Raw genomic sequence first — 23,288 nt, 5'->3', positions numbered from 1 at the left:
CCCCGAGGACTGCATCAAGGCCGCACCGCGTCCCCCAGGGCCCCGGCCACCCGCTCCTGCTGTTCCGCGGTGATGTGCGGATACAGGGGCAGGGACAGGATCTGGCCGGCAGCCTCCTCGGCAACAGGGAACGAACCCGCAACCCAGCCATGGGACCCGTACGCCCCGCTGAGGTGCACCGGAACCGGGTAGTGGATGCCGGCCTGGATCCCCGCCGCCTGCAGGGCTGCGAGAACCGCGTCGCGGTCCGGGACCCGCACCACGTACAGGTGCCAAACATCCGAATTTCCGGGAGCCTCCCGCGGCAGCACGACCCCGGGAATACCGGCCAGCAGGGCCGAGTAGCGTTCCGCTGCGGCCCGGCGCAGCGCATTCCACCCCTGCAACCGGGCCAGTTTTGCCTTGAGCACCACGGCCTGGACCGTGTCCAGGCGGGAATTGATCCCGACGGCGTCGTGCCGGTACTTCTCAAGGCTGCCGTGGGCGCCGAGCATCCGGACCGTGGCAGCAATCGCGGGATCGTCCGTCAGCACGGCGCCGGCATCCCCGGCCGCCCCGAGGTTCTTGCCCGGGTAGAAACTGGTTCCCGCAGCGAGTCCCCAGGTGCCGGAATGGCGGCCAAAGCGTGTAGCCCCCTGTGACTGCGCCGCATCCTCAATCAGCGCAGCCCCACAGGCTTCAGCCACCGGGATCAACTGCTCCATGAAGGCCGTCTGCCCGAAGAGGTGAACCGGGACGATCGCCTGCGTCCGCGGCGTCACGGCCGCGGCCACGGCCTCCGGGGATATCAGCAGGTACTCCTGATCCACGTCCACCGGAACCGGTACAGCTCCAATCCGGCTCGCGGCCTCCGCCGTGGCGATGAACGTGTTTGCCGGAAGGATGACCTCGCCGCCGGCCGTCACACCCGCTGCCCGCAGTGCCAGCTCCAATGCGTCCGTTCCGTTCGCCACCCCAATGCAGTGACGTGCTCCCAGAAAGGACGCATACGCAGTCTCGAACGCAGCAACGGCCGGGCCGCCAATAAACGATGCCGAGCCAAGGACGTCCGCCAGTTCAGCCATGACCTCGCCATGGACCTCGGCCTGCTGCGCCACAAGGTCCACCAGTGGCACCACGCCAACCGATGACACTGCTTCCGCACTCACAGCGCACCTCCATACGTAAAAGCCGCCCGCTCGATCTCGTGGGCCGGCACCCCAACCCAGGTCTCGCCGTCGGGCACGTTGCTCAGCACCGCCGCTCCCATCCCTACCGTCGCGTAGGCCCCCACCGATGTCCGCTCGCGGACGCTCGCGTTCATGCCGAGGTAGGCCGCCCGGCCAACCCGGACTCCGCCGCCCAGCGACACCCCCGCAGCGAACGTGGCGAAGTCCGCCACGTCGTCGTCGTGCGTGAAGGTCACCGACGGCATGGCCACCACGTGGGCGCCGATGGTCACCGCCGCGGTCAGCGTGACGTTGCGCAGCAGGATGCTGCCCCGGCCGATCCGGCACCCCTCCGGGTACTGGACCGTGGGGTCCACCGCGGTGGCATAGCGGGATTCGTTGAATCCCTGGGCCGTGAGCCGTTCCACCACGGCCTCCCGCGCCCTGCCTGAGCCGATACACACCAGGACGAACGCGTGCTTGAAGTTCGCGGCGTCATCGATCGTTCCGAGCACCGGCGCGCCGTCCACGGTCACGCCCGCCATCTCCCGGTCGTCATCCAGCAGGCCGACGACGTCGTACTGGCCGCTGCTGCGCACCATCGCCAGGACTTCGCGGGCCAGGCCGCTGGCAGCGATCAGGATCAGCTCGCTCATGCGTCCGCTCCGGCCGCGGCAGCGCGGATGGTACTGATGACGCGGTTCAGCCCTTCGTCGTCCAGCTCGTGGTAGACCGGCAGGATCAGCGTCCTGTCGTTAAGCCGTTCGGTCTGCTGCAGGCAGGCGTTGCCCGTATCGCGCCACTTGTAGGCGGGCTGGCGGTGCGCGGCCATGATGCCCCGCCGCGCCGAGATCCCGGCCTCGGCCAGCCGCTCCATCAGGCCTTCACGCGTGGTGGCGAAAGTCGGCAACACCTCGATCCAGAAAGACTGGAAGTTGCTGGTCCCGTACGGCGGATCGGACACCAGCCGCAGCCCCCGCAGGCCGGACAGTCCTGCCACATACCTGGCCGCGATCTCGCGCCGCCGCAACAGGATCTCCGGGAGCCGGCCCAGCTGGACGATGCCGACGGCGGCCTGCAGGTCCGTCATCCGGTAGTTGAACCCCACTTCGAGGAAGAACTCGGGCGGGGCCAGCGTGGAACCATGGCGGTCCGCCGCGGACACGCTCATCGAATGCTCCCGCAGGGTCCTGGCCCGGGCCGCCCAGTCCGCCCTGTTGGTGGTCAGCATTCCACCCTCACCGGTGGTGAGGATCTTGCGCGGGTGGAAGGACCAGACAGCAACGTCCGCGCCGGCGCCCACGGGCCGGCCACGGTACGTGGACCCCACCGCGCAGGCAGCGTCTTCGATGACGGTGATCTCGTGGCGGTCGCACAGGACACGGATCGGGTCCAGGTCCAGCGGCACCCCGCCCTGGTCCACCACAATCACGGCCCGTGTATCCAGGGTGAGCGCCGCGTGGATGGTCTCCGCCGTGACATTGCCGGTGGCCGGGTCCACATCGCAAAACACAGGCCGTGCGCCCAGGTAGGTCACAGCGTTCGCCGTCGCGATGAAGGACAGCGACGGCACCACCACATCGTCCCCGGGACCGATGCCGGCCACCGCCAGCGCCAGATGCAGCGCCGTGGTGCAACTGGAGGCCGCGACGGCATGGCGCACCCCCTGCATCGCGGCGAACTTCTCCTCGAACTCCTTGACTTTGGGCCCCTGGGCCACCCAGCCCGAGGCAACCACCTCGGCCAGGGCCTGGGCCTCTTCCTCCCCCAGCCACGGCTTCATGACATTGATCCGCGAAAGCACCGCTTCAGCACTCATCACACACCGGCCTTCCGGGATGCAGCGATCTCATCGCGCAGCGGTCTCCACCAGGCCACCAGATCGCGGAGTCCCTCCTCCAGGCCCACCTCGGCCTTGAAATCGAGGTCCCGGGCAGCGGCGGTGGTGTCCGCCAGGCGCCGCACCACACCGTTGACCAGCCGGGCGGGGCCATGCTCCACTGCCAGGCCCGAGCCCATCACCCGCAGCAGCGCCTGTGCCATCTCCAGGAGGCTTGTCTCTGTTCCGCTGGCAATGTTGTAGACGCCCTCGTGCATGTCGCCGGCGGCGGCGAGCACGTTGGCCCTTGCCACATCCGTGGTGTACACGAAGTCCATGGTCTGGAGCCCGTCGCCGAAGATCAGCGGCGGCCGGCCGTCCATGATCCGCTCCATCCACCGCACCAGCACCTCGGTATACAGTCCGTGCACGTCCATCCGCGGACCGTAGACGTTGAAGTAGCGCAGCAGCACGTAATCCAGCCCCGTCATTGCGCGGAAGCTGCGGGCCATGCCCTCGTTGAACGACTTGGCTGCCCCGTAGAAGGTGTCATTGTTGGCGTGGTGGTGCCGTTCCGCCGTCGGGAATTCCTCTGCCATCCCGTAAACGGAAGCGCTGGAAGCCGCCACCAGTTTGCCCACCTTGTGCGCGGCCGCCGCCTCAATGACGTTGAACGTTCCGTCCACCAGCACCTCCAGCGCCAGCCGCGGTTCCTCGGCGCACTGGGTTATCCGGATGGCTGCCTGGTGGAACACCACGTCCTTGCCCTGGACGAGGTCGTTGACGAGATCCCGGTCCTGGATGTTTCCCTGCACCAGTTCCACCCGTCCGGATGAAAGGGCAGCCTCAAGGTTTCCAAGCCGGCCGCGGACCATGTTGTCCAGGACGTCGATCCGGCCCGCGCCCGCCTGAAGCAGCGCATCCACCAGCGTGGAACCGATGGTCCCGGCCCCGCCCGTTACCAGGACATTGGCCCCCTCCAGCCGGCTCACCGCACTCCCTCCATCTCTTCGGCAAGTTCAGCTCCGGCAACAGCAGCGGGCTGGCCGTCCTGCGTGAGGCTCCGGGTCACCGCTTCGAGCACGGAAAGCACGCGGAGCCCGGATGCGCCGCCCGTACGGGCCTCCTGGCCGTTGCGGATGCAGTAGGCCAGCTCCGCCACCACCTGGCTGAGGGCCTCCCGTTCGGGCAGTGCCGGGGACCAGGTGTCGCCCAGCCGGTAGGAGATGTTGGTGGAGGCCTTTTCCCCGGCTGATTTGGGCTGCCGGTCCAGGCTGACGCCCCGGTCGTACACGCTGAGCCGCTGCTGCGGGTTGAGGTCGTCCCAGACCAGGGTCCGCAGCGATCCGCCTATCACCATCTGCCGGATTTTGGTGGGGCTCAGCCAGTTCACGTGCACGTGGGCCGTGGCGTCGTTGGGAAGCCGGAAGTTCAGGTGGCCCACGCAGTCCCGCCCGGTGCCCAGCGGGTCCGCCCCGAAGGCTGAGACCTCGGCCGGGTTGAGCCCGCCCGGAAGGACGAAGTCGAGGATGGAAAGGTCATGCGGGGCCAGGTCCCAGAACACGTTGACGTCCGGCTGCACCAGCCCCAGGTTGATCCTGGTGGAGTCCACGAACAGGATCTCGCCCAGCGACCCGGACTGGACCAGTTCCTGCATCTTCAGGACGGCCGGGGTGTAGCAGTACGTATGGTCCGCCATGAGCACCAGGCCGTTGGCTTCGGCCTCAGCCACCATTTCCAGCCCGTGCGCCCGGCTGTCCGCCAGGGGTTTCTCCACCAGGACATGCTTGCCGGCGCGCAGCGCCGTCATGACGGTGCCGTGGTGCGTGCGGGCCGGCGTCGCGATGGCCACGGCATCCACGTCGAAGGTGTCCAGCACTTCGTCCAGGGATTCGACGGCGGGAATTTCACCCACCGCCGCCGCCAGCTTTCGTGCGCGTTCAAGGTCCAGGTCGCAGATGGCAACGAGGTCCCAGTCGGGGCTTGCCTGCAGGTTGCGGGCCAGGTTGGGCCCCCAGTACCCGGCGCCCACGACGGCGATCCGCAGTTTCCGCGACGGTTGCCGGTGGGTGTGGGCTTGGAAAGGATTCGGGAAGGCTCTCATATCACATTCTTTCCGGAGTGCGGTTGGGTCAGTAGGCGCCGGACGGCCGGACGACTGCCCGGAACGTCCGCCAGAGAATCAGCAGGTCCCCGGCGATGGACCAGTTTTCGACGTAGTAGAGGTCGAGCCGGACGGCCTCATCCCAGGGGAGGTCGGAGCGCCCGTTGATCTGCCAGAGCCCCGTGATGCCGGGTTTGATCAGCAGGCGGCGGTGGGTGTGGCGTTCATAGCCGCTGACCTCCCGGGCCAGCGGGGGCCGCGGTCCCACCAGGCTCATGTCGCCGCGGGCCACGTTCCACAGCTGCGGCAGCTCATCGAGGGAGTATTTGCGCATCCACCGGCCGCAGCGCGTCACCCGTGGGTCGTCGCGCAGCTTGAACAACACCCCGGCGCCCTCGTTCTGCGCACCCAGGGTTGCCAGCCTGGCTTCCGCGTCCACCACCATGGACCGGAACTTCAGCATGCCGAATGCCTGCCCGTCCCGGCCCACCCTGTCCTGGCGGAAGAACACCGGGCCCGGGCTGTCCAGGTGCACGATGGCCGCCAGGACCAGGAGCAGTGGGGACAGCACCAGGAGGGCTGATAGCGCCATCCCCACATCCATCACCCGCTTCATCGCGTGCTTGGCACCGGTGTACTGCGGGATGTCGACGTGCATCAGCGGCAGCCCCTCAACCGGCCGCCAGTGGATTCGGGGGCCCGCTACGTTGGTCAGCGTGGCCGCAAGGATGAGTTCCGTTGACGATTCCTCAAGCCGCCACCCGAGCTCACGGATGAAACGGTTGCCGCCAGGGAGGGGCCCGGCGATGATCACCGAGTCGGCCTCCGCAAGCCGGACAGTGCGGGCAATGTCATCCGTGGAACAGAGCACCGGGATGGCCCGCCCGTCCACCCGGAGGACGGCTCCACGCCGGGCCCCCGGGAGGCACACACCCAGGATCTGGTACACTGGCCCCGATTTCCGCAGGACCTGCTGCACCACGTAGCGGACGTCGTCCGGATCACCCACCACCAGCGCCCGGGAAAGGCACCGGCCCCTGGCCTTCTGGGCCGTCAGCCGGCGGCGGAACGCCCACCGGTTTGCGGTCAGCCCCAGCAGGCCCAGCGGCAGCGAAACCGTAACGAAAGCGGTTGCACCGTGCAGGGAGAACAGCACGGCCGCCAGTCCCATCAGTCCGAAGACCCGCAGGGTTGCCGAGGTGACGCGCTTGAATTCGTCGGCGCCGATGCCCAGCAGTTTCGCGTCGCGTGTCCGGTAGACCTCCAGGCCGGCGAGCCACAGGAGGGCAATCGCAGCTGCCGCGGCCGCCGTTCCCGCGTCGCCCGGGTCCGCCGGTGCGAATCCCACGTTGGACAGCTGGTAGCCGGCGCCCACCGCCCCCATGACCAGGAGAGAATCAGCCGCACGCAGCAAATTGACGTGCGTGGAGAGCCAGGAGGCTGCGGCTTTGCGCCCGGTTGCCGGAGCGCTGGCCTGGGCGTTAGCCGTGGCGTTGGCCGGGTGTGCAGTTGGCGGCCGCAGAAACCGGGTTCCTGCGGTATCCGCCGCCGCCAACTGCGGTGTTGCCTTCCGTTGTGCAGCAACGGGCGCAACGGGCCAGTCAAGGCCGGCACGCCGGGTTCTGGCTACTGGTATCTCTGCCAAGGTGACCCCTTCCCGGCATGTCCGCTGATGGCTGGCCGTGAAGAAAAGCTAGCTTTCAAAATGCCGGCCCGGCGGGGTTCAGAAGGGGCTTTGTGGGTCTGTCCCGGGATCAGTGTGGATACTGCGGATACCTGCATTTGCAGGCTTTGGGCCCTACAGGACGGGCAGTACGTACGGCTCCGACGGCGTCGATTCCTTCGTGCTGGCGAGGGCTGTCAGCTGCGCGCGGGACTCCACGCCGAGCTTCCGGTAGATGGCAGTCAGCCGCACTTCGACCGTCCGGACGGACACGTAGAGGGTTGCCGCGATTTCCTTATTGCGGAGCCCCCGCGCCACCATCCGGGCCAGGGCACGTTCATGGTCGGCCAGCAGCATCATGGCCGGGTTGCCCTGCGGCCGGGCAGCTTCCACCCGTTCGTCCAGCAGCAGCACATCCACGTGCTGGGTCCACGCATCAGCGCCGGCCTCGTCGAACATCACCTTGGCGCGCATGAGGGCATCCCGGGCGTCCCGGAGCCGTCCGAAAGCGTTGAGGCGTTCTGCGTAGCACAGCAGGGTGCGGGCACGCTCAAGGATTGATTCATGCCCGGTCCTGGCTTCGAGTGCCCGGGCAAAAAGCTGCAGGGACTGTTCCCCGTCCGCCAGCATGGCGCGGCTTCGGGCCACGGCCATCATCAGCCAGGGTGACCGCAGGCCCACGGAGCGGCTTTCCAGGCGCTGCAGGGCCAGCGTGGCCTCACGGTGCCGGTTAAGCCGGACCAACACCTCCACCAGGTCCGCCTCACAGCGGAGCAGGGTGGGATTGCCGAAGCACATCCCGATCTCCGCGGCCCGGGACAGCTGGGCGCAGGCTTCCGCCAGATCCCCGCGCAGCAACGCAAAATGGCCCTGCATGGCTGCCAGTTGGGCGGAGAGCGCGGGATGGTTTTCGGAAGCTGCGAACCGGTGGGCTTCGGTGGCGTGCGTGGTGGCCCGGGCTTCGTCCCCCAGTGCGTGTGCCCGCCACACCCGGAAGAGGTGCCGCATCCCGCGGAAATACTTGATCTCAGGCTCCTGCGCTTCCAGTTCGTCGATGAGCCGGACCGCCACGCGGACGTTGCCCGCCCGCACCTCGTTGTCCACGGCCAGGAACATCGCGCACTCCCGCCAGTTGGTGTCGCCGGCTCCGTCGGAACTGCGCACCATGGCGAAGGCCTCCTCCGCGTGCTCATACCGCTCGGCGTAGCTGAGGGCCCGGCCCTGCACCAGCAGGCACAGTGCACGGGCTTCCCCGGCAGGCTCGTGCTTGCGGGCAAGGCTGGTGGCATCCCCGCTGATGGAGCCCGCCAGCGTCTTTGCGCGTTCGGCGATGGCCAGGCACTCGGGTGATGCCGCATCCCGGAAGCCGGCGCCATAGCGGAGCACTTCGGCTGCATCCGCCAGCTCCCACCGTTCCGCATAGTAGAGGGCTGCACCGGCCAACAGGGCCGCGGTGTATGCGGGGTCGTGCCGGCCGAACTCCTTGGCCAGGCGCAGCACCATGCTCGAGCGCACCGAAGCGCCCTGGGCGAACTGGATTTCAAAGGCCAGTCCGGTCAGCCGAAGGATCAGGGCCGGGTTGCGGGTGACCCGGCGCGCCCAGTCCAGATAGCGGCGGGCGTACACGAATTCGCCGAGGCTGAAGAGGAGTTCGGCAATGGCGGCGAGGCGTGCAGCGGTTTCGGCCTCCCACGGGTTGAGGGTCAGCGCGCGCTCAACATACTCGACGGCGAACGGCACATCTCCGCCCCGGATCAGGTCCACCGCGTGCCGCAGCAGGCTGAACGGGGTTTGGCGCTCCAGCGCCGTGTAGCTCATGTGCCAGCGCCTGGCGTACGGATCAGAAGACTCTGAGGCGTGTGCCAGCGCACGGTGGCTGGCGGTCCTCGCCGCAGGGGTCATGGTGGAAAAGACGTAGCCGCGCAGCAACTGGTCGCGGATCCGCAGGTGGGCCCCCGTTCGGCTGGCCAGCCCTTCGGACAGCAGTTCGTCGACGCCGGACCATACGTCCCCGTTGACCTCTTCCAGTGCTCCGATGTCGGTCCGGCAGGACAGCGAGAGAAGGTCGAGGATGCCGCGGGCCGCCGGAGTCAGCCGGCCCACTACCGCCGCAAATTCCGTTTCAAAGCTGCCCCTGCAGGGCAACGGGATGGGCATGGCGTACTTCCCGTCGGCCTGCCGCTCCAGCAGGTGGTGGTAAAGCTCGACGGCGGCGAGCGGATTTCCCGGGGTGGCTGAGGCAACTGCGTGGGCGGCCGCCGTCGTGGCCTGCTTTGCGGGGATGGCCTCCAGCATCCGCACCGTTTCGTTGTAGCTCAGCGGATTGAGCATGAGCGACTCCAGTCCGTTGAACGGGCTGTCAGGCGGGGCGCCACGGGCGCTGAGGAACAGCGCAATGTCGGTTCCGGTCAGGCGCCTGGCCAGGAAACCGATCACTGCCTGGCTTCCGGGATCGAGCCGGTCGGCGTCGTCAATGGCAATAACCGTCCGGGATGACGAGCGCTGGAGCAGGCCGGCCAGGAGCGTCGCCGAGAAAGCCGGGACGTTAAGGGTGCCCGCCGCGTCCCGCAGGAGCTCGTCCGCGATCCGGTTCAGGACCGGGTCGTCCATCCTGTTCAGGAGGGCCGTGATCCCGGAGAGCGGCCAGTCGGACTCGGACGCGCTGGCGCTGAGGAACACCGTGGGGTACTCGCACAGGGCAGAAATTTCAGCCAGGACTGCAGATTTTCCGGCTCCCCTGCCGCCGGACACCACCAGGGCGGAATCCTTGGGTCCACGGATCACCGACAGGATCCTGTCCAGTTCCTTGCTCCGGCCTACCAAAGACATGGGGTCCCCATCCTGTTAAGAAAGGAGACCGCATTCTTGCGCATGTGTACCGGCACGGCAGCCGTACCCCCGGGTTCCCGCCCCGGAGGTACGTCCCGGCTGGTTCCCGCCGCCAGCGCGAAACCCAGCCGTAAGAAGGAATATATAGCGGCCGCAGTTCGGGTTGCCATCCAAATAGGCGCTGGATTGGCTCAAGATTGGGCGCCGCGTTTCCTCGAGATTTCAGTGTTGCCCTGCATGCATCTTTTGATGCCCTGAGATGTCCGCAGCTGGAGAAAGTTCTGATTTGGATGCTGCGAGCTTGTGCCGATGCACATAATCGCGGAGGCCGGAGCGGGTCTAGGGTGGGAGAAACTTGTGATCCACCGCACTGGAAGGGCCCCGGGAAACCTCCGCCGCCGCCAGTAGCCCCAACTCCACGCAATAACCAGAAGGACGGCGCACGCATGCCCGCTGACCAGCAACTGTCCAAGTCGCTCAAACCACGGCACCTTTCCATGATCGCCATTGCCGGCGTTATCGGCGCCGGACTCTTCGTCGGATCCGGCGCCGCCATCCAGCAGGCGGGCCCGGGCATCCTGGTGGCCTACATGGCCGCTGGCATCGTGGTCATCCTGGTGATGCGCATGCTCGGTGAGATGGCCGCAGCCCACCCTGAGACCGGCTCATTCTCCACCTACGCAGACAAAGCGCTGGGCCGCTGGGCCGGATTCAGCATCGGCTGGCTCTATGCATGGTTCTGGATCATCGTGCTGGGCATCGAAGCCACCGCGGGGGCGGCCATCATGCACCGGTGGATTCCGGGCATCGACCAGTGGGTCTGGGCGCTGATCCTGATGGTCCTCCTGACGCTGACCAACCTCGGTTCGGTCAAGTCCTACGGTGAGTTTGAGTTCTGGTTCGCCTCCATCAAGGTCACCGCCATCATCCTGTTCCTGCTCTTCGGCGTGGCGGCCATCCTGGGCCTCGTTCCCGGCGTGCCCGCCCCCGGCGTTGACAACCTGCTGAACAACGGCGGATTCATGCCCAATGGCCCCGGCGCCGTCCTGGCCGGAATCCTTGTTGTGGTGTTCTCCTTCTTCGGCGCCGAAATCGCCACCATTGCCGCCGGCGAGTCCGAGAACCCGGTGGACGCAGTCAAGAAGGCCGTCAAGTCCACCGTCTGGCGCATCCTCGTTTTCTACATCGGCTCCATCGCCATCGTGGTCACACTGCTGCCGTGGAACGATGCCAGCGTGGCCAAGAGCCCCTACGTTGCCGTCATCGAGCTCTTCGGAATTCCGGGCGCCGGAACCATCATGGACATCGTGGTGCTCACCTCGGTCCTGTCTTGCCTGAACTCCGGGCTCTACACCGCCAGCCGCATGCTGTTCTCGCTGTCCAAGCGCGGAGACGCCCCCGCTTCCTGGGCGAAGATTTCCCGCCGCGGCGTGCCGGTCGCTGCGGTGCTCTCCTCCACGGTTGTCGGCTTCGTCACCGTTGGCCTGAACTACATCGCACCGGACACCGTATTCCTGTTCCTGGTCAACACCTCCGGCGCCATTGCGCTGTTCGTCTGGCTGGTCATCGCCTCCTCGCAGCTGATCCTCCGCAAGCGCATGGGCGCCGCCGCCAAGGACCTTGCCCTGAAAATGTGGCTCTTCCCGTACCTGACCTGGCTGTCGATCGGCAGCATCGTTGCCCTGCTCATCGGCATGGTCATCCTGGACTCCACGCGGGAATCCCTGTTGCTGTCCGTGGCGCTGGCCGGAGTTGTGGTGGCCATCGGAGTCCTGCGCTACCGCCGGCGCGGAGCTTCCGCAGGCCAGGCCGGGGACGGAATCGAAGCCGATGACGTCCCGGCCAAGGCGGGCCCGGCGTCGTAATCTGCTGTTTTTCCACATAGGAGAGCCCGTGCTGCCATCCCAGGCAGCACGGGCTCTAGCCTTGAGTCAAGCGCGAATCGCCTATCCCGTCCAAATGCACTAAGATATTGAAGTCTGTGCTGCGCCCCAGCCACCGTTCCGGCGGCGGGGCTTGCATGGAATCGCAAATGAACCTCCTGTTACGGAAATGCCGTAACCGCTTAGCCCAAAGGAGGTGGGTTCACATATGCGTCCTTACGAATTGATGGTAATCATCGACCCCGAGGTCGAAGAGCGTACCGTTGAGCCGTCGCTTCAGAAGTTCCTGAACGTCATCACCAACGATGGTGGAACCATCGAAAAGGTTGACATCTGGGGCCGTCGTCGCCTGGCTTACGAGATCAAGAAGAAGTCCGAAGGTATCTACGCCGTGGTGAACTTCACCGCCAAGCCGGAAACCGCCAAGGAACTTGACCGCCAGCTGTCTCTTAACGAGACCATCATGCGCACCAAGATCACCCGCCCCGAAGAGCAGAAGGTTGTTGCCGAGTAATTTCGGTACCACTCTTCATTCTTCACCCCGCAGGACTCGAATCTTCACCCAGGATCGAACAAGGAGGCAGTAGATGGCAGGCGAGACCACCATTACGGTCATCGGTAACCTCACCAATGACCCGGAATTGCGGTTCACACCGTCAGGTTCGGCAGTAGCGAACTTCACCATCGCTTCCACCCCGCGTACCTTTGACCGCCAGTCCAATGAGTGGAAGGACGGGGAAACCCTGTTCCTCCGCGCTGCGGTGTGGCGTGAAGCGGCCGAGAACGTAGCGGAGTCCCTGACAAAGGGCATGCGCGTCATCGTTACCGGCCGCCTGAAGAGCCGTTCCTACGAAACAAAAGAAGGCGAAAAGCGCACCGTTATCGAGCTTGAGGTCGATGAAATCGGCCCCAGCCTGCGCTACGCAAACGCCAAGGTCAACCGCACCCAGCGCTCCGGCGGTCAGGGTGGCGGCGGCTTCGGCGGTGGCAACAGCGGCGGTGGCTTCGGCGGCGGCAACTCTGGTGGAAACCAGGGTGGCAACTCCGGCGGTAACTGGGGTGGCGGCGGCGGCAACCAGCAGGCTGCACAGGACGATCCCTGGGCAACGCCCGGCGTCTCCAATGCAGGTGGCTGGGGCAACGGCCCCGACTCCGAACCGCCCTTCTAAAAAACTCATCTCGGCCCGGCGTCGGGACCGCAGCACTGTGCCAGCCGGCATGGTGGCGGGTATCGCCGTCGGACCACCACCATCCCGTGGATCAATATCCACGGGCTCCCTAGAATAGGAGCTCCACGATGGCTAAGGCTGAACTCCGTAAGCCCAAACCAAAGTCCAACCCCTTGAAGGCCGCTGACATCACTGTCATCGACTACAAGGACGTAGCATTGCTGCGCAAGTTCATCTCCGACCGCGGAAAGATCCGCGCCCGTCGCGTCACCGGCGTAACGGTCCAGGAACAGCGCAAGATCGCACAGGCAATCAAGAACGCCCGCGAAGTTGCCCTGCTGCCTTACTCCGGCGCTGGCCGCGGTTAAGGAAGGGATTTACTAACATGGCAAAGCTCATTCTGACCCACGAAGTCACCGGTCTCGGTGCTGCCGGCGATGTTGTCGAGGTCAAGGACGGTTACGCACGTAACTTCCTGCTGCCCCGCAACTTCGCCCTGACCTGGACGAAGGGTGGCGAGAAGCAGGTTGAGTCCATCAAGGCTGCCCGCGCCGCCCGCGAGCACGCTTCCCTGGAAGATGCTCAGAAGCAGGCCGCTGCACTGCAGTCCAAGCCTGTCCAGTTGGTCGTCAAGGCCGGCGAAACCGGACGCCTCTTCGGCACCGTCAAGCAGGCCGACGTCGCCAACGCTGTTGAGGCCGCAGGCCTGGGCAGCATCGACAAGCGCAAGGTTGAACTGCCGGTCCACATCAAGTCGGTTGGTTCTTACCAGGCCAACGTCCGTCTCCACGAGGATGTTGCCGCTGTGATCGAACTCGACGTAGTAGCCGGAAAGTAATTTCTGACTGCACCGAAGACCCCCGCTGCCGGATAACGGCGGCGGGGGTCTTTTGCATCTGCGGTCAGGGCCGGTGGAGTTCGGCCATCACATGTTGGTAGCCGCTCCTGATCATGGCCTCCAGTACCTGGCGGTCAACATCTGCCAGCCTGTTGATGTACAGGCAGGCGGCGCCGGCCTTGTGCTTGCCGAGGGCTTCGAGCTGCGGCCCGGCATCGGGTCCGTACGTCAGTCCGTATAGGGCAAGGTTGGCCTTCCGCGGGGAAAACCCGACGGCGGCCGCGTCGCCTTCCCTGCCGGTGGCATACCTGTAGTGGTAGCTGCCGAAGCCCACGATTGTGGGTCCCCACATCACTGCCTCGTGGCCTGTGATGTCCTGCATCAGCTCCAGCAGCTCGAAACCATCGGCCCTGCGGACCGGGTGTTCCACCCTTGCCAGGAATTCGATGACGTCAGCCCCGGTAGGGGCGGTCTTGTTCTCTGCCATGGACGTAGTGTGGCAGACGCCGCTGGGGTGCGGCCACACCGGTGATAGCCTGCACCGGTGACCAACCAGAGCATGCGAATCCGCCCGTTCCACCAGGCCGACGTCTTTTCCGCCGAACCCTACCGCGGCAACCCGCTGGCTGTGGTGGTTGACGCCGAAGACCTGTCCGCGGAGCAGATGCAGCACTTCGCCAACTGGACGAATCTTTCCGAGACCACGTTCCTACTGCCGCCCACGGCCCCTGAGGCGGACTACCGGGTACGCATCTTCACCGGCACCGAGGAGTTTCCTTTCGCCGGCCACCCGACGCTGGGCTCTGCGCACACCTGGCTTGAGGCCGGCGGCGTGCCGAAGTCGGCCGACTGGCTGGTGCAGGAGTGCGGGGCCGGGCTCGTGCGGATAAAGCGCGACGGCGGGCGGCTCGCCTTCGCCGCGCCGCCACTCACGCGCTTCGAACCCGTGGACAGCTCTGTCCGCCGGCAGCTGGCCGCCGCTCTTCGGCTGCCCGCGCCCGACGTCCTTGATGCGTCCTGGCTGGTCAACGGCCCCGAGTGGATTGGGGTTTTGCTGGGATCGGCTGAGCAGGTCCTGGCCCTCGAGCCGGACCTTGCTGCCATGGGGAGCCTGAAGATCGGGGTTATAGGCCCGCACCAGCCGGGCGGGGACGCCGATTTTGAGGTCCGTACCTTCATCCCGGGCGATGCCATGGTGGAGGATCCCGTGACGGGCAGCTTCAACGCAGGCGCCGCGCAGTGGCTGATCGGCACCGGGCGGGCGCCGGAGCAGTACGTGGCGGCACAGGGCACCGTGCTGGGCCGTGCAGGCCGCGTCCACGTCTCCGCCGAGGGGCCGAACATCTGGGTGGGCGGCCACTCCGCCACCTGCATCCGCGGGACTGTCACGCTGTAGATTCCCTCTTCGCGGGATGGCTCCGGACCGCAGCCCTGCTTGGGGATCCTGCGCAGGGAATACTCCAGAAGCGACGCCTGTTCATCAAGTAGATGCAAATGCATGTACGATGAGTGAACCAGCAACAGGAGAACGCCATGGAAACCCGCCGCATCACCGTCCTTTCCGCCGGACTCGGCGTCCCGTCGTCGAGCCGCCTTCTTGCCGACCAGTTGGCGGCATCGGCCAAGCGGCAACTGGAGGCCGCCGGATACAGCGTGGAAGTGGAAACCGTCGAGCTGCGGGACCTGGCGGTGGACATCGCCAACAACTTCGTTACGGGCTACGCAGCCCCGCACCTGGCCGACGTGATCGCCGCGGTTGAAGCTTCAGACGGCCTCATCGCGGTGTCCCCGGTGTTCAGCGCCTCGTACAGCGGGCTCTTCAAGTCGTTCTTCGACGTGCTGGACCCCAAGTCACTGGACGGCAAGGCGGTCCTGCTGGGCGCCACCGGCGGCACGGACCGGCACCAGATGGTTCTGGACTACGCCATGCGCCCCCTGTTCAGCTACCTCCGCACCCGGATTGCAGCCACGGCCGTGTTCGCCGGGCCACAGGACTGGGGCGCAGCGAGCGACGCCGGCACCTCCCTGGCCAGCAGGGTGGACCGGGCATCCGGCGAGTTTTCGCAGCTCCTGGAAGGGCTGCAGCCGGGCCGCAAGCTGGCCCCCATGGAATCCCTTCCGTTCGAGCAGCTGCTCGCGGGAATCTCAGGAACCAACTGACCAGCCGATCGGCTCTGAGCCGGCCGGCCTGCGGGCTGGCCGGCTCTTAGTCGTCGAGGAGTTCGATGAACTCCCGCGCCTGCTTCATGGAAATGTCTGAGTGGCGCGTCAAGGCTGCAGCGGCTGCCTCTGCATCCCCGTTGCGGGCCAGTGTGCGGATCCTGCCGTAAATCTCGTCATTGAGCATGTTGCTGCTGACTTCGCGGGTCACGTCGCCCTTGCTGGCGATGGCCCGGTAGCGGTACGGGAAGCGCTGCGGCTCGTCGTCTTCGTCGTCCTCCGGTGTGCTTCCGGGGGCTGCCGGGCTGCGGTAGGGCTGCGGGTGGGAGGCCAGGGCCCCGACGGCGTCGCGGGAGGCACGCAGGCCGTCTCCGGTCGCCTCGTAGTACAGCTTGATGGCGGCCATCGCCTGCCCTTGAGCGATCAGCGCATATATACGCCGGTGTTCTGCTTCGGACAGCTTGGCGGCTGCGGTCCGGGCCAGCTCTGCGGCGCCAGGGGCGGGCTGCTGGGGAGCGGCGTCATGCGCAGCCTTCCTCTTGCCCAAGGCGCGGGAAGCCAGTACAACGGCAACTGCCACAGCCACAAGGATGAGGGCGGGGATGACTAGCGATTCCATGGTTCTAAAGCCGTTCTCTATCTACCTGTTGCTGCGGATGTGGCCGGGATCGCTGCGGAAAGGACCCGGGGCCGGCGGACGTCACAAGACCCCACATAATCACCACCAGGACAATCGCAGGCAACAGAACCAGGAGTAGTTCGCCCATACCTACGAGCTTAGGGCAGATCCGGGTTATCCACAGCAATATTCACCGCGCTGCATGCTCGGCCCACTGGCCGCCGGGCAATCCTTCGAGGGAATATGAAATCCGTCCAAAGGGCCCGGATGAGGTGTGTCACGGATGCCGGCAACACGCGCAGGAGCGGCATGTTCCGACACGCCGCTGTGGATGAAATTCCACAAAAGAAATATTTGCTCCACATGCCGTGTGAAGAGTTTTCGCAGGTCAGAGCCATTACGAGAGTCAAACTTTTTTCTTTTCCACAACTTTCCACACAGGCTGTGCACAAGCTATGCCGGTTAGTGCACAGGTTATCCACAGGCAGTCCCGGTGGTGGACTTTGCGGTGGGGCCGGGGGCCGCTAGCGTGGCGGGGTACCTGTTCCGGGGATCAATTGCGGCCCGCGGACCTGCATCGAAGGCAGGCCGGACGGCTGCGGCAAACCCCAGGGGAGGGGTCTCTGTGGAAAACCTGTGGATTTGGGGATAACTCCTGTGCACAAGTCGGGTCGGAGGCCAGGTCAGCCGCAGTGTCGGACCCTGCCGGTAGACATTGGACAGGTGGCGGACCCGGATTTCCGGCGAAGCCTTTGCAGGACGGCAACCACCGGGCGTGCCCGGTAACTATGGAGGACGGCAGCTTTGTCAATCGCGCATCTGGACGAGGTCGAAACTACCCGCGGATCAGACGCGAGCCGAAAGCCTCCGCAGGACATCCCGGCTGAGCAATCCGTCCTGGGCGGCATGATGCTGTCCAAAGATGCCATCGCCGACGTTGTGGAGATCCTCCGCGGCCAGGACTTCTACCGCCCTGCCCACGAAACCATTTACGAAGCGATCATCGATCTTTACGGCCGCGGTGAGCCCGCGGACGCCGTCACCGTCTCTGACGAGCTGACCAAGCGGGCCGAGATCAACAGGATCGGTGGCCCGGCCTACCTGCACGAGCTGATCCAGACTGTTCCCACGGCAGCCAACGCCGGCTACTACGCCGAAATCGTTGCCGAACGTGCGGTGCTGCGCCGTCTCGTCAACGCCGGGACCAAGATCGTCCAGCTGGGCTACGGCTCAGACGGCGAAGTGGAGGACCTGGTCAACCAGGCCCAGGCCGAGGTCTACGCTGTTGCCGAGCGCCGGACGGCTGAGGATTACGTGGTCCTGAAGGACGTCATGGAATCCACCGTGGACGAGATCGAGGCCTCCGGCCACCGTGGCGAAGGCATGGTGGGTGTACCCACCGGCTTCTATGAGCTCGACGAACTTACCCACGGCCTGCACCCGGGCCAGATGATCGTCATCGCAGCCCGTCCCGCGGTGGGCAAGTCCACCTTTGCGCTGGACTTCGCCCGCTCGGCGGCGATCAAGAACAACCTGGCCACCGTCATGTTCTCCCTGGAAATGGGCCGAAACGAGATTGCCATGCGCCTCCTCTCGGCCGAGGCAACCATCGGGCTGCAGGACCTCCGCAAGGGCACCATCAAGGACGAACAGTGGTCCAAGATCGCCACCACCATGGGCCGCATGAACGACGCTCCGTTGTTCATCGATGACAGCCCGAACATGTCCCTCATGGAGATCCGGGCCAAGTGCCGCCGCCTGAAGCAGCAGCATGACCTCAAGCTAGTCATCCTCGACTACCTGCAGCTCATGAGCTCCGGCAAGAAAGTGGAGTCGCGCCAGCAGGAAGTCTCCGAGTTCTCACGTGCCCTCAAGCTGCTGGCCAAGGAACTCCAGGTGCCGGTCATCGCCCTGTCCCAGCTGAACCGTGGCTCCGAGCAGCGGCAAGACAAGCGCCCCATGGTCTCGGACCTCCGTGAATCCGGCTCCATCGAGCAGGACGCCGACATGGTCATCCTGCTGCACCGTGAGGACGTCTACGACAAGGAATCCCCGCGCGCCGGTGAGGCCGACATCCTGATTGCCAAGCACCGTAACGGCCCCACCAAGGACATCGTGGTGGCGTTCCAGGGCCACTACTCCCGGTTCGCCAACATGGCCGGTGACGCCGGCGGCGGCGGAGGCTTCTAGGCCCGACGCCGGAGTGGCTGGCCCTGGGTCAGTCCTTGGCCAGAAGGTGGTTTGGCATCCGGTTCCCCGGCGCTGTGCCCCTGATCTCCAGCAGTTCCCGCGCGTGGGCGTGAAGCCGCTTGTCTTCGTCGCTGAGCGGCACCCAGGCCGGGATCGGCACTGAGTTGCCTGCGCCGTCGCGCGCCACCATGACCGTGAGGCAATACGTGGTGAGGTTCAGTTCACGGCCCTTGGGATCGCCGGAGCGGACGTGGACGGCGATGTGCATCCCCTTCGTGCCGGTGTAGACGAGGCGGGCCTCCACCTCCACCACGTGACCGATCAGGAGGGGCCGGTAGAAGCGGACACCGCCGGAGAACACCGCCACCGTGTCCTTGCCGCAGTAGCGTGACGCGCAGACGTAGGCGGCCTCATCGATCCACCTCATGACGATTCCGCCGTGGACCTTGCCGCCCCAGTTCACGTCGGTGGGTGCAGCCATGAAGCGCAACGTCACCCGCTCGGCCGTTCCGGCGTCGGTATATTCCTGATGGTTCATAGCTTCGACGATCTGTTCCCGGACCTTGATCCGGGCCAGGGCGTGGTCGCGCTGTTCGATCTCCGCGGCGCTGACGGGCCCAAACTGCTTGACCGGGGTGGGCTTGCCGTCCTCGCCCACCGCCACGAAGATCACCATGCACTGGCTGCGCATGGTGGCGGGGCCGCCCTTGGGGTCGCTGGAGGAGACCACGGTGCGGATGTGCATGGAGGACCGGCCGGTGTAGACGATGGTGGCCTCCACCTCCACCATGTCGCCGCTGTTGACGGGATCCGCGAAGTGGATGTTGCCCACGTATGCCGTGACGCAGTAAGACTTCGCCCACCCCACGGCGGCGGCGTAGGCGGCCTTGTCCACCCACTCCAACACCGTCCCGGCATCCACGGAGCCGCTGTGGCCAACGTCGGTGGGTGCCGCCAGGAAGCGGAGGGTCACGGAGTTGGGCGCACCGGTCTCAGTCATGCTGCCGATCATACTGACGCTGCCGGTTACCGGCCGGTTCGGCCGCAATGCCGGGCCAAGAGGCGCATGACCGGCCGTCACTTCCCGAAATCGCTGGAAGGGTGCCGGATCGCTGTAGGCCGAACAGCGGATTCGCACCCTTTCAGCGTCCCGGGCGCCGGTTAAACCACGACGGCGGCCACGCACCGTGGTGCGCAGCCGCCGTCGGGCGTTTCGGCTTTAGGCCAGGACTGCCAGCTTGGAGTTCCTGCGCCCGAAGAGGGCGCGGTCCACGGAGACGCGGCCGGCGCCGGTGAGGGCCAGTGCGAACGCGGCAGCTGCGAGGAGCAGGACCAGCTCGTAGCCGCCGTTGGCAGCGAAAACTCCGGCCGGAGCGTGCACCAGGAAGAGGGCGCCCAGCATGTCGATGGCCAGGAGGGCGGCCACCACGCGGGTCAGGATGCCCAGGACCAGGGCGATGCCGCCGGCGAATTCGAGGACCGCAACGGCCGGGGCCATCACATCGGCGGCAGGCACGCCCATCTTGGCGAAGGACGCCTGGGTGCCGGCAATGGTCCATTCGTTGAACTTCTGCCAGCCGTGGGCTGCGAAGAGGAAGCCCAGGACAATGCGGAGGGCTGTGATGGCGGTGGTGGTAAGGCGGGACTGGTTCATGGGGTTTCACCGTTTCGGATATCGGTCGGAGCTGGACACATGCAAGCAGGGGCCGGATCGCAGCGTTGAACTCCTCCAGTGTTTCGCAGGATTGGTTGAAGAGTCAACCAATCCGGGTATTCTGTGGGATATGTCATGACCGTGACGTCACAGTGCCCCGGGTCCCCGCCCAGTGGCCGTTAAGCTGGCACGGTGTCCCAACCCTCCACTTCCGCGCCTGTAGTGTCGCGCCGCGGCAATGCCCGCGAGATCCTCCGTCTCGCCGTCCCCGCGTTCGGTGCACTCGTGGCCGAACCCCTGTTCCTGCTGGCGGACTCGGCCATAATTGGACACCTGGGAGTGGCCCAGCTGGCCGGCGTGGGACTGGCCTCGGCCGTGCTGCACACCGTCGTCGGGCTGATGGTTTTCCTCGCCTACTCCACCACCCCTGCGGTGGCCCGGGCCATCGGCGACGGCCAGCTTGGGAAAGCGCTGGCGGCAGGGCGCGACGGCGTCTGGCTGGCCATGCTGCTGGGAGTCGTCCTGGCGGCAGCTGGCTTTGTGGCCGCAGAACCGCTGATCGGGCTCATGGGCGCAGAAGGCGAGGTGCGCGCCTTCGCTGTCGACTACCTCCGCTGGTCCATGCCGGGACTTGTGGCGATGCTGTTGGTCTTTGCCGGAACCGGCGTACTCCGCGGGCTGCAAGACACCCGCACCCCGCTGGTGGTGGCCACTGCCGGCTTCGGGCTGAATATCGTCCTGAATCTCTGGCTGGTTTACGGGCTTAACTGGTCCGTCACCGGCTCCGCGGTGGGCACCAGCGTGGCGCAGTGGTGCATGGCGGCGGTCTACGTGCTGATGGTGCGGCGCAACGCCGTCCGGCATGGCGTATCGCTGTTGCCCAGCTGGCGCGGCATCCGCAGCATGACCAGGGTGGGGTCCTGGCTCATGCTGCGCACGCTCAGCCTGCGGGCCGCCATCCTGGTGACGGTCCTGGTGGTGACCGGGCAGGGTGCCATTAACCTGGCGGCACACCAGCTGGCAATGACCATCTTTTCCTTCCTGGCCTTCGCCCTGGACGCGCTGGCCATCGCTGCGCAGGCGCTGATCGGCAAGGAATTGGGCGGTTCGAACGCCGCCCGGGCCCGGGTGCTGACCACCACCATGATCCGCTGGGGCATCGGCTTCGGCGTGGTCACGGGGCTGCTCCTCGCGGCGGTGGCGCCGTGGGCGGGCGCCCTCTTCACCCCCGACCGGGATGTACAGGCCGCCCTGGCGGTTGCCCTGTGGATCCTGGCTGTGGGCCAGCCGATTGCGGGCTACGTGTTTGTGCTGGACGGAGTGCTGATTGGCGCGGGGGATGCCCGCTACCTGGCCCTGGCCGGCCTGATGAATGTTGCGGCGTATGCCCCGATGCTGGCGGCTGTCGCGTTCTCCGGAGTTTCAGGGGTTGCGGGGCTCGGCTGGCTCTGGGCGGCATTCTCCATCGGATACATGGCTGCCCGGGCGCTCACGCTGGGCTTGCGCGCCCGGAGCGACCGGTGGATGGTGCTGGGTTCGGCCTAACCGGGACGCGCAACTAAACTGGACCGGTGACACAACCCTTGACACCCGCAGGCGCCGCCCAGGGAACCGCCCCCCGCCCTGACCTGTGGAAGCCGGTCCTGCTGCGCTCCGCCGCCTCGCTGGTCTTCGGCGCAGTAACGATTTTTTGGGCGACGCCCTCCGTGGAAGCCATGGGCTGGGCCGGCGGCCTGTACCTCCTGGCCATCGGCGCCGTCACCCTCTGGGGTATCCCGGCTACCGGCTTCGGGCGCGACTCTGCGTCCGGCAAGCTGCTTTCGGCTGCCGGATCCGTGCTGGCGGGTGCTGGGTTCGCGGTGCTCCTGCTACACAGCGACCTCCTGTTCGGTGTCATCGCGGCGCTGGGGCTCGGCGTCGCCGGAGCCCTGGAGCTGGCCTGCGGCATCCGGAACCGCGGCCGGCACGTCCTGGCCCGCGACTGGATCACCTCCGGCCTCATCAGCCTCGGAACGGCGGTGATCCTGCCGTTCTTCATCAGCCTCGGTGCGCACGCACTGCTGGGCGTGGCCGGCGGCGGGGCCATCATCCTCGGTGTGTTGTGGGCGCTGTCCGGGCTGACGCTCAGGCACGATTCCCGCAGTACGGCCGCTAAGCCGTAAACTAGGAAGGTCCCGGTTCTACTCGTTGTAGAAATTTTCCCGGGGCCACCCACAACGTACACCGGGCCGGCCATCCATGCCGCCCGCAGGGAGGACTTACCGTGGCAGACCAGCACCAGGGAAAACCGCGCAAGCTGCGGACCTCTGTGAAGGGCCCGCTGATGTTCTCCGCGTTTTGGGCCGTCGTGGCCTTCTTCGCCGTGGTCATTTTCGCTTCCGGCGGCAGCGCCCGCGCTCCGCGTTTCGACCTGGCCTTCACGGGTGCCGGGATCGCCTTCATCGTCACCCTGGTGATCGCTGCCATGCTGTCCATGAGCCACAAGGACAATGCCGAGCACCTGGGCAAGGGGTCCGGCGTCAACCTCAGCTCGGCCAAGAACACGTCCCACGGCTTCGGCGGGACCAAGGCCCCCGGCTCGCCTGAGCAGCAGGATCCCGACGGCGGCACTGAAGGTTCCGCAGGCCGCTAACCCGCCGCGGCCTGCCGTGCCCGGTAGGCCGCCACATGCGCCCGGTTGGCGCAGTTGCCCGTATCGCAGTAACGCTTAGAGCGGTTTCGGCTGAGGTCCAGCACCGCCGCGTCGCAGTCCTCGGCCTCGCAGACGCGAAGCCTGTCCATCTCCTTGCTGCGCACCACATCCGCCAGTGCCATCGCGGCCTCCGTGCTGATCCGGTCCGCAAGCGGGGCCTCGGGCGTGGTGGCGTGCAAATGCCAGTCCCAGCCATCGTGCCTGACCAGTTGGGGGAGGGCGTTCGCGTCGCGGAGCAGGCGGTTGATCGTCGCCACGGCACCGTCTTCCCCCGCTACCCACGCCCCGGCCAGTTCCCCGCGCAGCCGCCGGACGCTGGCCAGCTCTGCCTCATCCCTGGCCCTGGAACCTGAGAACTGCTCCGCCGCCAGGAACCCGTCCAGATCCTGCTGGGATCCCAGGGCCTCGCGCCCGTTGGCACCGGAATTGATGAGGTTGACCACGCTGCGCAGCGCAACCTCAGTGTCAGGGGCAAATACCATCTTGACTCCTTACAGCGCCGAAGCGTACTGTCATGACC

General features: G+C 66.3%; 23 protein-coding genes. 11 read left to right on the top strand and 12 right to left on the bottom strand.

Annotation, left to right across the window (positions count from 1 at the left end; translation table 11 throughout):
- Window positions 1-14 precede the first annotated feature (14 nt).
- From BLT71_RS01270 to BLT71_RS01240, 7 genes are all read right to left on the bottom strand, one after another.
- The gene (locus BLT71_RS01270) at window positions 15-1,064 is read right to left on the bottom strand and encodes a DegT/DnrJ/EryC1/StrS family aminotransferase (RefSeq protein WP_091723732.1); all 1,050 of its coding nucleotides are present in this window, start codon (window positions 1,062-1,064) and stop codon (window positions 15-17) included.
- An 80-nt stretch (window positions 1,065-1,144) separates the two neighbouring features.
- The gene (locus BLT71_RS01265) at window positions 1,145-1,804 is read right to left on the bottom strand and encodes an acetyltransferase (protein WP_091716885.1); all 660 of its coding nucleotides are present in this window, start codon (window positions 1,802-1,804) and stop codon (window positions 1,145-1,147) included.
- On the bottom strand, window positions 1,801-2,967 hold the full coding sequence (locus tag BLT71_RS01260; RefSeq protein ID WP_172829886.1) for a DegT/DnrJ/EryC1/StrS family aminotransferase: 1,167 nt from the start codon (window positions 2,965-2,967) through the stop codon (window positions 1,801-1,803). The genes BLT71_RS01265 and BLT71_RS01260 overlap by 4 nt, the downstream gene beginning before the upstream one ends.
- Complete coding sequence (locus tag BLT71_RS01255; protein WP_091716881.1) at window positions 2,967-3,959, bottom strand: NAD-dependent epimerase/dehydratase family protein; 993 nt, start codon at window positions 3,957-3,959, stop codon at window positions 2,967-2,969. The genes BLT71_RS01260 and BLT71_RS01255 overlap by 1 nt, the downstream gene beginning before the upstream one ends.
- Entirely contained in the window at window positions 3,956-5,071 is a 1,116-nt protein-coding gene (locus tag BLT71_RS01250) for a Gfo/Idh/MocA family protein (RefSeq protein WP_091716879.1), read from the bottom strand. Before BLT71_RS01250 ends, BLT71_RS01255 begins: the two co-directional genes overlap by 4 nt.
- Before the next feature lie 28 nt (window positions 5,072-5,099).
- Entirely contained in the window at window positions 5,100-6,716 is a 1,617-nt protein-coding gene (locus tag BLT71_RS01245) for a sugar transferase (protein WP_231994400.1), read from the bottom strand.
- A 153-nt stretch (window positions 6,717-6,869) separates the two neighbouring features.
- Window positions 6,870-9,563: a LuxR family transcriptional regulator gene (locus BLT71_RS01240; protein WP_091716875.1), complete on the bottom strand. Its 2,694-nt coding sequence runs from the start codon at window positions 9,561-9,563 to the stop codon at window positions 6,870-6,872.
- Between the two features lie 446 nt (window positions 9,564-10,009).
- Between BLT71_RS01240 and BLT71_RS01235 the strand changes: the two genes are divergently transcribed.
- From BLT71_RS01235 to rplI, 5 genes are all read left to right on the top strand, one after another.
- Window positions 10,010-11,428: an amino acid permease gene (locus BLT71_RS01235; RefSeq protein WP_091716873.1), complete on the top strand. Its 1,419-nt coding sequence runs from the start codon at window positions 10,010-10,012 to the stop codon at window positions 11,426-11,428.
- A 226-nt stretch (window positions 11,429-11,654) separates the two neighbouring features.
- A complete protein-coding gene (gene rpsF / locus BLT71_RS01230) occupies window positions 11,655-11,960 on the top strand; it encodes a 30S ribosomal protein S6 (RefSeq protein ID WP_013602900.1) in 306 nt (101 codons plus the stop codon).
- Window positions 11,961-12,033: 73 nt separating this feature from the next.
- Window positions 12,034-12,615, top strand: coding sequence for a single-stranded DNA-binding protein (locus tag BLT71_RS01225; RefSeq protein ID WP_015939035.1), 582 nt, complete (start codon window positions 12,034-12,036; stop codon window positions 12,613-12,615).
- A 128-nt stretch (window positions 12,616-12,743) separates the two neighbouring features.
- Window positions 12,744-12,983 carry a 30S ribosomal protein S18 gene (gene rpsR / locus BLT71_RS01220; protein WP_003800144.1) on the top strand — a complete coding sequence of 80 codons (240 nt, stop codon included), beginning with the start codon at window positions 12,744-12,746 and terminating at the stop codon, window positions 12,981-12,983.
- Between the two features lie 17 nt (window positions 12,984-13,000).
- On the top strand, window positions 13,001-13,453 hold the full coding sequence (rplI, locus tag BLT71_RS01215; RefSeq protein WP_015939034.1) for a 50S ribosomal protein L9: 453 nt from the start codon (window positions 13,001-13,003) through the stop codon (window positions 13,451-13,453).
- Window positions 13,454-13,517: 64 nt separating this feature from the next.
- Here the strand turns inward: rplI and BLT71_RS01210 are convergent, their stop codons facing one another.
- Window positions 13,518-13,940: a DUF1801 domain-containing protein gene (locus BLT71_RS01210; protein ID WP_091723730.1), complete on the bottom strand. Its 423-nt coding sequence runs from the start codon at window positions 13,938-13,940 to the stop codon at window positions 13,518-13,520.
- Window positions 13,941-14,012: 72 nt separating this feature from the next.
- Here BLT71_RS01210 and BLT71_RS01205 point away from each other — a divergent pair, with 72 nt between their 5' ends.
- Window positions 14,013-14,849, top strand: coding sequence for a PhzF family phenazine biosynthesis protein (locus tag BLT71_RS01205; protein ID WP_172830021.1), 837 nt, complete (start codon window positions 14,013-14,015; stop codon window positions 14,847-14,849).
- Window positions 14,850-14,986: 137 nt separating this feature from the next.
- Window positions 14,987-15,613, top strand: a complete 627-nt coding sequence (locus BLT71_RS01200) for an FMN reductase (RefSeq protein ID WP_091716869.1) — start codon at window positions 14,987-14,989, stop codon at window positions 15,611-15,613.
- Between the two features lie 46 nt (window positions 15,614-15,659).
- On the opposite strand, the gene BLT71_RS01195 is transcribed toward BLT71_RS01200, so the two are convergent.
- On the bottom strand, window positions 15,660-16,232 hold the full coding sequence (locus BLT71_RS01195) for a hypothetical protein (protein WP_091716867.1): 573 nt from the start codon (window positions 16,230-16,232) through the stop codon (window positions 15,660-15,662).
- Between the two features lie 804 nt (window positions 16,233-17,036).
- On the opposite strand from BLT71_RS01195, the gene dnaB reads away from it, so the two are divergent.
- Entirely contained in the window at window positions 17,037-18,422 is a 1,386-nt protein-coding gene (gene dnaB / locus BLT71_RS01190) for a replicative DNA helicase (RefSeq protein WP_015939029.1), read from the top strand.
- 28 nt (window positions 18,423-18,450) lie between these two features.
- On the opposite strand, the gene BLT71_RS01185 is transcribed toward dnaB, so the two are convergent.
- Window positions 18,451-19,422 carry an acyl-CoA thioesterase gene (locus tag BLT71_RS01185; protein ID WP_091723729.1) on the bottom strand — a complete coding sequence of 324 codons (972 nt, stop codon included), beginning with the start codon at window positions 19,420-19,422 and terminating at the stop codon, window positions 18,451-18,453.
- A 219-nt stretch (window positions 19,423-19,641) separates the two neighbouring features.
- Window positions 19,642-20,076: a DoxX family protein gene (locus tag BLT71_RS01180; RefSeq protein WP_091716865.1), complete on the bottom strand. Its 435-nt coding sequence runs from the start codon at window positions 20,074-20,076 to the stop codon at window positions 19,642-19,644.
- A gap of 192 nt (window positions 20,077-20,268) precedes the next feature.
- Here BLT71_RS01180 and BLT71_RS01175 point away from each other — a divergent pair, with 192 nt between their 5' ends.
- The 3 genes from BLT71_RS01175 (at window position 20,269) to BLT71_RS01165 (ending at window position 22,708) form a co-directional block, all read left to right on the top strand.
- Window positions 20,269-21,621, top strand: coding sequence for an MATE family efflux transporter (locus BLT71_RS01175; protein WP_231994399.1), 1,353 nt, complete (start codon window positions 20,269-20,271; stop codon window positions 21,619-21,621).
- A 26-nt stretch (window positions 21,622-21,647) separates the two neighbouring features.
- Entirely contained in the window at window positions 21,648-22,238 is a 591-nt protein-coding gene (locus BLT71_RS01170) for a hypothetical protein (protein WP_091716861.1), read from the top strand.
- Window positions 22,239-22,339: 101 nt separating this feature from the next.
- Window positions 22,340-22,708, top strand: coding sequence for a hypothetical protein (locus tag BLT71_RS01165; protein ID WP_091716859.1), 369 nt, complete (start codon window positions 22,340-22,342; stop codon window positions 22,706-22,708).
- Here BLT71_RS01165 and BLT71_RS01160 read toward each other — a convergent pair.
- Window positions 22,705-23,250 carry a CGNR zinc finger domain-containing protein gene (locus tag BLT71_RS01160; protein WP_091716857.1) on the bottom strand — a complete coding sequence of 182 codons (546 nt, stop codon included), beginning with the start codon at window positions 23,248-23,250 and terminating at the stop codon, window positions 22,705-22,707. The two genes, BLT71_RS01165 and BLT71_RS01160, sit on opposite strands and share 4 nt — an antisense overlap.
- Window positions 23,251-23,288 lie beyond the last annotated feature (38 nt).

The organism is Pseudarthrobacter equi (assembly GCF_900105535.1).
GTDB lineage: Bacteria > Actinomycetota > Actinomycetes > Actinomycetales > Micrococcaceae > Arthrobacter > Arthrobacter equi.
This window is presented reverse-complemented; position numbering and strand designations above follow the sequence as displayed.

Excerpts from the sequence above, each read along its gene's own strand:
- BLT71_RS01270 (WP_091723732.1), bottom strand. The coding sequence starts at position 1,064 with ATGGCTGAACTGGCGGACGTCCTTGGCTCGGCATCGTTTATTGGCGGC.
- BLT71_RS01265 (WP_091716885.1), bottom strand. The coding sequence starts at position 1,804 with ATGAGCGAGCTGATCCTGATCGCTGCCAGCGGCCTGGCCCGCGAAGTC.
- BLT71_RS01260 (WP_172829886.1), bottom strand. The coding sequence starts at position 2,967 with ATGAGTGCTGAAGCGGTGCTTTCGCGGATCAATGTCATGAAGCCGTGG.
- BLT71_RS01250 (WP_091716879.1), bottom strand. The coding sequence starts at position 5,071 with ATGAGAGCCTTCCCGAATCCTTTCCAAGCCCACACCCACCGGCAACCG.
- BLT71_RS01240 (WP_091716875.1), bottom strand. The coding sequence starts at position 9,563 with ATGTCTTTGGTAGGCCGGAGCAAGGAACTGGACAGGATCCTGTCGGTG.
- BLT71_RS01235 (WP_091716873.1), top strand. The coding sequence starts at position 10,010 with ATGCCCGCTGACCAGCAACTGTCCAAGTCGCTCAAACCACGGCACCTT.
- rpsF (WP_013602900.1), top strand. The coding sequence starts at position 11,655 with ATGCGTCCTTACGAATTGATGGTAATCATCGACCCCGAGGTCGAAGAG.
- BLT71_RS01225 (WP_015939035.1), top strand. The coding sequence starts at position 12,034 with ATGGCAGGCGAGACCACCATTACGGTCATCGGTAACCTCACCAATGAC.
- rpsR (WP_003800144.1), top strand. The coding sequence starts at position 12,744 with ATGGCTAAGGCTGAACTCCGTAAGCCCAAACCAAAGTCCAACCCCTTG.
- rplI (WP_015939034.1), top strand. The coding sequence starts at position 13,001 with ATGGCAAAGCTCATTCTGACCCACGAAGTCACCGGTCTCGGTGCTGCC.
- BLT71_RS01210 (WP_091723730.1), bottom strand. The coding sequence starts at position 13,940 with ATGGCAGAGAACAAGACCGCCCCTACCGGGGCTGACGTCATCGAATTC.
- BLT71_RS01205 (WP_172830021.1), top strand. The coding sequence starts at position 14,013 with ATGCGAATCCGCCCGTTCCACCAGGCCGACGTCTTTTCCGCCGAACCC.
- BLT71_RS01200 (WP_091716869.1), top strand. The coding sequence starts at position 14,987 with ATGGAAACCCGCCGCATCACCGTCCTTTCCGCCGGACTCGGCGTCCCG.
- BLT71_RS01195 (WP_091716867.1), bottom strand. The coding sequence starts at position 16,232 with ATGGAATCGCTAGTCATCCCCGCCCTCATCCTTGTGGCTGTGGCAGTT.
- BLT71_RS01185 (WP_091723729.1), bottom strand. The coding sequence starts at position 19,422 with ATGACTGAGACCGGTGCGCCCAACTCCGTGACCCTCCGCTTCCTGGCG.
- BLT71_RS01180 (WP_091716865.1), bottom strand. The coding sequence starts at position 20,076 with ATGAACCAGTCCCGCCTTACCACCACCGCCATCACAGCCCTCCGCATT.
- BLT71_RS01160 (WP_091716857.1), bottom strand. The coding sequence starts at position 23,250 with ATGGTATTTGCCCCTGACACTGAGGTTGCGCTGCGCAGCGTGGTCAAC.